This window comes from Trichocoleus sp. AS-A1 (genome assembly GCF_039962015.1).
GTDB lineage: Bacteria > Cyanobacteriota > Cyanobacteriia > Cyanobacteriales > FACHB-T130 > FACHB-T130.
In genome coordinates this window covers 1-9,714 of record NZ_JAMPKG010000071.1, presented here as the reverse complement: position 1 = coordinate 9,714, position 9,714 = coordinate 1, and the positions used below count along the sequence as shown (strand labels likewise).

The following is a 9,714-nucleotide window of genomic DNA, read 5'->3' as shown; positions in this document are numbered from 1 at the left end:
AGGCATCAATCACTTTTTGGCGTAGGTCAAGCGAGTAGGCTTTCATGATCGGCGATTGTCTGGCAGGCTGGGCTACTCCCTTACTGTATGCCATCCAACTGAGAACCGCTATAAAGTTGTTTCTTCTGGGGAGCAAGTGTTAAAGATAGCGTCTTAAGTGAGAGCTGTCCGCCAATACCTGTAAATATTTATACTTATCCCTTCTACTGAATGCGGTTGCAGACATCCTTTGTTCAAGGCGATCGCTACTTACAAAAACCAGCACCAATTGGGGGCATCAAAATTTCTTCTAATTTTGAAAATAAGCGGGCGATCGCCCTCAAGAAACCGTATTCCAATTAGTGCATAAAGGCGTCAGCCCTTAATGTTGAAGTGTTCACTCCACCTACTGCTCCACTATTTGAGGCGCGGGATAGTTCCTCTGCCATTAATGCATTACAGTTTCAGCCCGATTTATTTAGTTAAATCCTACTGCTGTCCCAAAAATTCCGCTCGTAGAGATAACGAAAGCAGAATTCATTTTTATGTAACTTTCTTGACAGTTTTTCAGAGACGCGATCGCTAAATATAAAACCACAATCCTGTAATCAGCGGGGCAAAGTTATGGTCAGCACTGTAGGCGAAAAGACCATTGTACTCGGCGCATGTCCTCACGATTGCCCCGATACCTGTGCCATGCTCATAACGGTGGAGAATGGTAGAGCCACATCAGTAAGCGGCAACCCAGACCATCCTTTTACACAAGGCACTCTCTGCGGCAAAGTTAGCGACTACCTTGACCGAGTTTACAGCCCAGAGCGAGTGCTTTACCCGATGCGGCGAGTTGGACCCAAAGGTAGCGGGCAATTTGAGCGGATCAGCTGGGACGCTGCCCTTGACGAGATTGCCAACCGCTTTCAAGAAATTATTGCCCAGTATGGTGCAGAAGCCATCCTCCCATGCAGTTACCTAGGGCACGAAGGGCTTCTCAACGGTCTGACTGTTGGCGACGCCTTCTTCAATCGACTAGGTGCTTCCATCAGCGAACGCACCTTCTGCATTTCTGGAACTAGCACCGCTTGGCTGATGACCTATGGTGCAACGCACGGTACTGACCCAGACACCTTTTCCCACTCTAAATACATTATCTTGTGGGGTTGCAATGTACTCTCCACCAACGTGCATTTGTGGCCATTTATCAAAGAAGCAAGACAAAACGGCGCTAAGTTAGTTGTGATTGACCCAGTTCGTACCAAGACTGCAACGCAAGCAGATTGGCATATTCCGATTCGTCCTGGTACAGATGGTGCCTTTGCATTAGGACTGATGCATGTCATTATCAACGCAAATTTAATTGATGCGGACTATGTAGAAAATTACACCGTTGGCTTTGCAGAACTCAAGGAAAGAGTTAGCGAATTTCCACCAGAACGAGTTGCTGAAATTACGGGAATTCCCGCTGAAGATATCGTAACTCTGGCTAGGGAATACGCTACAACGCAGCCATCAGTTATTCGTCTGGGAGTTGCGCTGGAGAAGCAAGCAGGGGGCGGGCAGGGGATACGGGCAATTTGCTGTTTGCCTGCCTTAGTGGGTGCGTGGCGGCACTTGGGAGGTGGAATGCTACAGGCTCCTATGTGGCCTTTCCCCATTCGTTGGGAAGTGGTGCATCGCCCTGAGTTTATTAAGTCGGGTACACGGGTGGTTAACCAGTGGCAGATTGGTCAAACTTTAACTGGAGAACTGAATCCACCTATTAAGGCTTTGTTTGTCTACAACTGCAACCCAGTTACCCAAGCAGCTGAACAGGACAAAATTGTGGCGGGTTTGTCTCGTGAGGATTTGTTTACTGTTGTCAGCGAGCAGTTTATGACAGATACCGCTGATTATGCAGACATTTTGCTGCCTGCTACTACTCAAGTTGAGAATTTGGATTTGATGTTTTCATGGGGACACACCTATGTAACTTTAAATATGCCAGCGATCTCGCCTTTAGGAGAAGCCATCCCAAATATTGAACTTTTCCGGCGTTTGGCAACTCGGATGGGGTTTGAGGAAGAGTGCTTTAAACTTAGCGATGAGCAGATGGCAATCGAGGTTTTGGACTGGTCTGCACCTGCGCTAGAAGGCATTGATATGGATTTGCTCAAAACGAAAGGGTTTGCCAAGTTAAAAATCGACTTGGTTCCTCACTCTATGGGAAACTTTCCCACCCCTTCCGGGAAATGCGAGTTCCTGTCATCTATGGCTGTGGATAGTAACTATGTGTTACCAGCGTTTCGCCAAGGCTGCGAAGAATTTCAACCAGGAACGCCAGTAGACCCGTTGCCTACTTATACTCCGCAGCGGGAGTCACCGATTAGCAATCAGACGCTAAAAGAGCGTTATCCTCTAAGTTTGCTATCAGCTAAACCGCATCAGTTTATTAATTCTTGCTTCGCCAATTTGCCCAAGCACCGCAAATTACAGAGAGAACCAAGGGTAATTGTCCATCCAGCCGATGCAGCGGCTCGTGGTATCGTCGAGGGGCAGTTGGTGAAGGTGTTCAACGACCGGGGAGCGTTTCAGGTTCCGGCTCATGTTAGCGACATTACGCGACTGGGTGTGGTAGTTGCGCCTCTGGGTTACTGGCGCAAGCTTTCTCACGCAGCGAATACTGTAAATGCGGCAACTTCATCTGCTTTTGCTGATTTGGGACGTGTGGCGGCGGTGGGAGATTCTTTGGTTGAAGTTGTGATTGTCAGCTGAGTTCCCTCTGGTTCGCACAGTTCAAGAGGTTCAGCAGGGGGTCGAAAGTCGAGACAGCGATCGCTAGATTTCGGCGCTCCGAAATCTAGCTTCACTCGGTAGGAAGTCGGAAGTCGAGACAGCGATCGCTATCTAGTCCCGTGGGATGCACGGCTTACACTATAAAAGGATTGCGAAAATTGAGCTGGCAAGGATCACGACTTATCTTTTCAAGACTGAGCCGGCTGCGATGAAGGATGCGATCTGCGCGATCTGCGGGGTGACTTATGCTTTTGAAACAACAAGCCTCATGGAAAAGCCGCAGGTGGGATGGCAAAAGTAGGCTAAAAGTCGGGAAAACCATGTATGACGATGTAGAACCTGATCTACCACCAGTGCGATCGCACTGCAAGGAATGTATGTGTCTAAGTATCCGCTTGGACACCACTGAGCACTAATTGAATTGCAGCTTCGGTATAACGCTCTATCATCTCCTGACTCAGTAAATCCTCATCTGGCGTGAGATGCTTCACGTTGTCATAAGCATTGGCATAGAACGTACAAATGCCAATAATATTGAGCGTCGTCATGTGAACATCAAGCGGGCGAAAAACACCCGTTTGCATTCCACGTTCTAGAACGCCTGCCAGTTGTGCAATCGGCTCCTGCCAATTAATGACTTTAAAGTACCGTCCCTGATTCTGAATTGCTTCCTGAAACAAAAGCATTCCCCGATTTCGGTTCGTGGTTTCGTACTCAATTGTGGCTTGAAGCAGCGATCTCAACGCTTCATTGGCAGGCAGTGCATCCAGGTTAAGTTGCTCAAACACAGATTGGAGAACCGCAGCCGGACGCTGCAATACGGCTTGATATAGCCCTTCTTTACTCTGGAAGTAGTAATAGATCATCCGAGGCGCGACTCCTGCACGAGTTGCAATTGGGTCAACCCTTGTGCCATGTAACCCGTGTTGAGCAAACTCAATTTCGGCGGCATCGAGAATCTGCTGCTGAGTTGTCTTGGCATCTCGAATCGCTCGCTTCGGCTGCTCTACGGATTGGACTTTACGCGCCATACGCCAGTACGTGGTCTGTTGATGTGAGTCTGCCTTGATCCTAGATCCTACTCGGTTTATGAAATAAACGTTCCATTAACGCTTGACACAAGCAAGAGGTAGCCTTCATCTTTATGAAATAAACGTTTAATTCATAAACCGATGACACGATTTCTGATGGGCACGATTGCAGCGACCGGGCACGTCAATCCGGCTCTACCAATCGTGCGGCGACTGATTGAGCAGGGGCATGAAGTGTGGTGGTACACCGGGCATGGATTCAAAGAAAAGGTCGAAGCGACGGGTGCGCGTCACGTTTCGATTCAACGCGGGATTGATTTAACGCGATTTGAGACAATTCAAAAAAGTTGGCTTGAACAGCGCGATGCGCTCAAAGGGGTCGCGCAGTTTAAGTTCTACCTCAAACACGGCTTTATTGATGCAGCGGTGACGCAATTACAGGATCTCACTGATATCCTCAATGAATTCCCAGCAGAGATTCTATTGTGTGATGTGTTCTTCCTGGGAATGTCCTGGCTGTACGAAAAAACAGGTTTACCCTGGGCAGCGTTTGGGATGTCTGCTTTACCCTTTATGAGCCACGATACGGCTCCATTTGGCTTAGGAATGCAGCCGAACCCTTCTATGAGCGGACTGCTACGGAATCAGCTACTCAACATCTTCTCTCGTGCTGTATTAATGCGGGATGTCCGTATTCACTTAGATCGGGTTCGGTCTAGTATTGGCTTAGCTCCCAAAGGGCAAGATTTTTTCACGGCTGCACTTTCACCCTTTCTCTACCTTCAAGGAACAACGCCTTCGTTTGAATATCCACGGAGTGACTTGCCGCCCCAGGTTCACTTCATTGGCACTTTTCTGCCTCCGGCTCCCCCTGACTTCGTACCGCCCGCTTGGTGGCAGGAGTTGCAGGGTGAACGGCCTGTCGTCCACGTTACTCAAGGAACAGTTGCAACGGAAGCAAGCGATCTCATTGAGCCAACGATTCAAGCCCTTGCAGATGAGGAGGTGTTAATCGTTGCGACGACTGGAAAACAGCCGCTTGAGAGGGCCAAGCTCAAAGCAATACCTCAGAATGTGCGGATTGAACCGTTTATTCCTCATGCCTGTTTGTTGCCCCATGTGGATGTCATGGTGACAAATGGCGGCTTCAATGGCGTGCAGATTGCTTTGGCAAACGGAGTGCCGATGGTCACAGCCGGACAAACTGAGGAAAAACCAGAGATTTGCGCCAGAGTGCAATGGACTGGAACCGGAATTGATCTCAAAACAAGCACCCCAACACCCGCAGAAATTAAAAGTGCGGTGGAAACAATTCTATCGACTCCAACCTATAAGCAGAATGCCCAACGGTTTCAGCAAGAGATCAGGTCATATGATTCTCCAGCGATTGCAGCATCATTACTCGAAACTCTAGCAAACACAAAACAACCTGTGCTGAGCAAGTAACGGCAATCTCTCAATCAACACACTTTCTCCTGTTGTAAAAAATTTGAAAGGTTTTTGGATTAACGACACTAATGTGTTGATAGCGACAAATGATTTGTTATCTGATAACTGTTATGTTCATTCGTGCTTTTGAAATGTCTGATTGGGAAGACGTATCCGAGCTTTTTCTCCAACCAAAATGTCGGTGGGGAACCTTGCAAATGCCCTACCAATCGCGCGATGAAATCAAAAAGAAATTAGAAAGCCCATCAACAGGGATGTATCGTTTAGTAGCCGTTGTCAACCAGGAACAAAAACAAAAAGTTGTAGGATTGGTTAGTTTGCATACCTTCGGTGGGCGTCGGAATCATGTAGGCGAGCTAGGTATGCTTGTCCATGACGACTACCAAAATCAAAGGATTGGCTCTGCTCTTATAGAATCGGTGATAGACTTAGCTGAAAAGTGGCTTAACCTAAAACGCATCGAGTTGACTGTTTACACTGATAATGCCAACGCCATTCATCTTTACGAAAAGTATGGCTTTGTAATAGAGGGTACATTTCGGAAGTACGCTTTCCGCTCTGGTACTTATGTTGATGCTCATGCAATGGCTAGGATCACTGAATAGCATAAAATAAAACAAAGGAACAGCGAAGTACACTTTCTTTTGTTCAAAGTTTAATAAATATCAGAGTCCATCAATTTTCGTGAAGTATAGGCATCCGAGCGCATAAGCTATACATCAAAGGGATAGAAGGTATATCAGAGGGAGAAACCATGCGCCGTCCGGGTAATTCTTCCATTGTGTCAAATAACTTGCAACCATTAGCATAAGAATATTCTTTGAATACTTCTAGATTTAGCTTAGCTTCTAATACTGCTGTAATAATTTCTCCAGTACCCCATTGAAATTCATGAGACGGATAGGGATTACGAAAATTTTCGATTCCCTTTTCATAAACCCAAGGTGTTAGCCCACCAGCCGATTGTGCTACATAATCGCTGATGCCATCTGACCAAGTTAAGGGTTGACCGTCAGCAAAATAGGGATATTTTAGCGTCCCTTGTTCATCAAACATCATGGCAAATGGATGAAATTCAACTACAACTAATCGCCCATTGGGTTTTAGTATGGATGCGATACCTTTTGCCCATAAAGTAATATTAGATAGCCAACAGATTGCGCCGTAAGAGCAAAATGCTATATCAAAACGTTCGTTCGTGTTTGCTGTTTCTGCTAACCAATCGTAAATATCAGAACGATGGAATGTTGCATAAATGCCAGATTTTTGTGATAGCTTTTGAGCAAAGTCAATTGCTTCATCACTGATATCTACACCAGTTACTTTAGCACCCAGTTGTGCCAAACTTAAGGTGTCCTGACCTGCGTTGCATTGGAGATGAACTAAGGATAAGCCAGCGATGTCACCTAGCAGTTCTTTTTCTTCTGGAAATAGGGTACTGCCACCTGCTTTGAAAAACTTGGCTTGGTCACTTTTATGACTGTTGTGTGCTTTGGTCGCTTCGTTCCAAGATAAGCGGTTCTCTTGGTGTAGTTGGTTTCTATTAGGTACGTCTGCCATGATGTTTGCTTAGATGCTTCTGGGTTACTATTGGGATTGGTCAATATTAAAGATTTTAAGTCATATAAACTTAGCTTCGTTACATAAGCAATCGTAGACTTGTCAATCAGGACAGCCAAAAAAGCCTTAATTTATAGGCTTTTGAGCCTTACCGACCAAAACTTTTCCGTTGCTATAACTAAGCCAATAGTGGGGCAGGTCGGGAAAGTCATCTATGACGACTTGTGCTAAATGATGGCTGATGCAAATAGGCACGCTGTACCTAACGACTGATGGTTCTCTAGGTGGCGGACTTTTAGCAGCCGTTGCGTTCAATGCCCTGGTTGAATCCCTGTTAGAAAAGCCTGATTGTCCCTGTTCTCTCACTGTTCTTTGAGGTGGTAGTCTATCTAACTAAAGCTGCATTGTATACAAAAAGATTCTAGTGATCTGTGAGACAATCGCGTTCCAGAGAACTCTTAAGGTGGCACTGTTTTCGCTGGTGTAGCCTATTTCTAAAAGAGAACAAAGATGAGTACGACCAGGATATTCAACAGTTCTAAATTTTTGCAGCCAACGAACGGGGAGCCTGTTCGTTCAGTCGTTACAGAGTCCAAGGATGCTGTCGTTGTAGCCTGGTACATCAAGCCGGGACAGGAAATCCCCGCGCACATCCATCCTAATGGGCAAGATACTTGGACTGTTTTGACCGGGAAGGGAGAATATTATCTTGATAAAGCAGGCACTACGAAACCGATCGTGGCAGGAGATATAATAGTCGCTCATACTGGATGCGTACATGGAGTATTCAACAACGGTGATGAGCCATTGGTTTTTATTTCAGTCGTGTCGCCAGCCGATGCAGGGTATCAACTTGTCTCGTTAGAAGATTCTTTGGCTTTCCATTCCTAACCATTCAATCCACCAAACTGCATTCGACAGCAGATAATTTTAGGTGGAAGGGGTTCTCAACCCAGTTGCGGTAAACGTAGTTTGCCTCCAAGCGACAATCTCAGAGAAAATGCTTAATGTCTAATGGGTAAGTGACGGACTCTTAGGAATCTAAGCTTTAAGGTTTTTAGGAAAGGGTTATTGCGATTACCCCAAGTTGCTGTACTTGAATTTTTGATAGGACTGAGCGCAACTGCAATAACCCCTAAAATGTGAAGTGAATACAGTGAGACGACTGTAATTAATTTTCGATGCAGTTTGTACTCTGGCTCTTGTAGCTGGGGTATTTTTTTGCGGATCGCACCCCTGCACTATCAGGTTCCATTGAGGACAAAAAAAACCCTGACCATGATACTAGGGTTTTTTTGTGCGCTAGCAACGTCGCCATATTGCGGGAAGAAGGGAATTGCTAGTTGCTAAAGCCTAAGTTTCAGTAACCTTGTAAAGGTAGGATGCTACAGCTAAATCCCAAGTTGACTGGACAAACTTTATCGGTGAGTGTTTCATTGTTTGGGAGCGAGACTCCAGCCAGATTAGTAAGTGGTGACAAGGGTCTAAGGTCGGCTATTTGATTCTCATCGAGCCAGAGGCTCGTCAGTTTGGTGAGTGTTGATAAGGGCTTGAGGTTGGCTATTTGATTGTTATGGAGGCTAAGCTGAGTCAGGTTAGTTAGAGATGATAAAGGCTTAAGGTCGTTTATTTGATTGTGAGCAAGGTCAAGTAGAGTCAGATTCCTCAGTGAAGACAAGGGCTTAAGGTCGTTTATTTGATTGTTAGCCAGGTCAAGTAGAGTCAGATTCCTCAGTGAAGACAAGGGCTTGAAGTCGTTTATTTGATTCTTATTAAGCCGGAGATGAGTCAGATTCCTCAGTGAAGACAAGGGTTGAAGATTGGCTATTTGATTGTTAGTAAGCAAGAGTTGAGTCAGTTTGGTGAGTATTGACAAGGGCTTGAGGTCGTTTATTTGATTGTTAGCAAGGTTAAGTTCAACCAGGTTTGTCAGAGATAATAAAGGCTTGAGGTTATCTATTTTATTGTTATTAAAATTGAGTCGCATTACCTTGGTCAAAGAAGATAAGGGCCGGAGGTCGTTTATTTGATTGTTAGCGAGGTCAAGTAAAGCCAGGTTGGTTAGAGATGATAAAGGCTTGAAGTCGGTTATTTGATTTTTATTGAGCCAGAGTTGAGCCAAATTGGTAAGTGTGGACAAGGGTCCGATGTCATCTATTTGATTGTTACTAAGGCCAATTAGAGTCAAGTTAGTCAGTCTAGACAAGGGTCCGATGTCATCTATTTGATTGTTACTAAGGTCAATTAGAGTCAAGTTAGTCAGTCTAGACAAGGGTCCAATGTCATCTATTTGATTGTTATCGAGCCGGAGTTGAGTCAGATTAGTGAATGCTGAAAAGGGTCTGAGGTCGGCTATTTGATTGTTGGAGAGCCAAAGCTCGGTGCGAGTTGAAAGAAGTTTGTCAGCGCGCTGACAATTTTGAGTTTTCGCCACTCCCAACAAAATATCAACTGTGTGTTGTGCCTCCAGGCTCAGGTTTTCTTTATTCAAACACCAGTCAGCAAAAGTTTGAGGAGTAGTCTCTGGAAGGGCAACAGTCTCGCCAGGAGAACCGGAAACGAACAGGAAAAGCACTAGAGTAGCGAGAAGTCGGAAGGGCGGAAAAACTTGTGGAATAGTTTGGGAAGTGTTCAGTTTCAAATGATTTTTGACCTTCATACATCTATCACCTTAAACAAAATTCTGCTCTGAGCTAAGGCTAACAGGAGGCTGTGAAAATGCAAAAGGTGAAAGAGTCAGTCAGCAGTTGGGAGTTTTTCAAGAGTGCGATCGCATTAGCTATCGCTTTGCTAGTCCGAAGAGATTGAGCTATAAACAACCGTTTATAAGACAAATTTCTGGAGCGGAGACAACGCGCCTCAAACCCACTTCCACCGTGTCTCATAACTCATCTTTTTATCTGTGTCTCATGAGATAATTAATAGA

8 protein-coding genes and 1 pseudogene are annotated in these 9,714 nt (G+C 45.5%); 6 read left to right on the top strand and 3 right to left on the bottom strand.

Annotated features, from left to right (window positions below; translation table 11 throughout):
* Positions 1–210: 210 nt before the first annotated feature.
* On the top strand, positions 211–342 hold the full coding sequence (locus tag NC994_RS27175) for a hypothetical protein (RefSeq protein WP_277879680.1): 132 nt from the start codon (positions 211–213) through the stop codon (positions 340–342).
* Between the two features lie 261 nt (positions 343–603).
* The gene (locus tag NC994_RS27170) at positions 604–2,727 is read left to right on the top strand and encodes a molybdopterin oxidoreductase family protein (protein ID WP_190440691.1); all 2,124 of its coding nucleotides are present in this window, start codon (positions 604–606) and stop codon (positions 2,725–2,727) included.
* A gap of 404 nt (positions 2,728–3,131) precedes the next feature.
* Here NC994_RS27170 and NC994_RS27165 read toward each other — a convergent pair whose 3' ends face one another.
* Complete coding sequence (locus NC994_RS27165; protein WP_190440689.1) at positions 3,132–3,779, bottom strand: TetR/AcrR family transcriptional regulator; 648 nt, start codon at positions 3,777–3,779, stop codon at positions 3,132–3,134.
* 141 nt (positions 3,780–3,920) lie between these two features.
* Here NC994_RS27165 and NC994_RS27160 point away from each other — a divergent pair, with 141 nt between their 5' ends.
* Together NC994_RS27160 and NC994_RS27155 are read left to right on the top strand one after the other, a co-directional pair.
* Positions 3,921–5,225, top strand: coding sequence for a nucleotide disphospho-sugar-binding domain-containing protein (locus NC994_RS27160; protein WP_190440687.1), 1,305 nt, complete (start codon positions 3,921–3,923; stop codon positions 5,223–5,225).
* A 113-nt stretch (positions 5,226–5,338) separates the two neighbouring features.
* Positions 5,339–5,833 (top strand): GNAT family N-acetyltransferase, encoded by a 495-nt coding sequence (locus NC994_RS27155; RefSeq protein ID WP_199299807.1) that lies wholly within the window; start codon positions 5,339–5,341, stop codon positions 5,831–5,833.
* Positions 5,834–5,903: 70 nt separating this feature from the next.
* Here NC994_RS27155 and NC994_RS27150 read toward each other — a convergent pair whose 3' ends face one another.
* Entirely contained in the window at positions 5,904–6,788 is an 885-nt protein-coding gene (locus NC994_RS27150) for a class I SAM-dependent methyltransferase (protein ID WP_190440682.1), read from the bottom strand.
* 226 nt (positions 6,789–7,014) lie between these two features.
* Between NC994_RS27150 and NC994_RS27145 the strand changes: the two are divergent.
* Both NC994_RS27145 and NC994_RS27140 read left to right on the top strand, forming a co-directional pair.
* A pseudogene (locus NC994_RS27145) lies at positions 7,015–7,164 on the top strand (MerR family transcriptional regulator); the annotation flags it as partial.
* Between the two features lie 134 nt (positions 7,165–7,298).
* Positions 7,299–7,679, top strand: a complete 381-nt coding sequence (locus tag NC994_RS27140; protein ID WP_190440678.1) for a cupin domain-containing protein — start codon at positions 7,299–7,301, stop codon at positions 7,677–7,679.
* Between the two features lie 469 nt (positions 7,680–8,148).
* On the opposite strand, the gene NC994_RS27135 is transcribed toward NC994_RS27140, so the two are convergent.
* Positions 8,149–9,447: a leucine-rich repeat domain-containing protein gene (locus NC994_RS27135; protein ID WP_190440675.1), complete on the bottom strand. Its 1,299-nt coding sequence runs from the start codon at positions 9,445–9,447 to the stop codon at positions 8,149–8,151.
* Positions 9,448–9,714 lie beyond the last annotated feature (267 nt).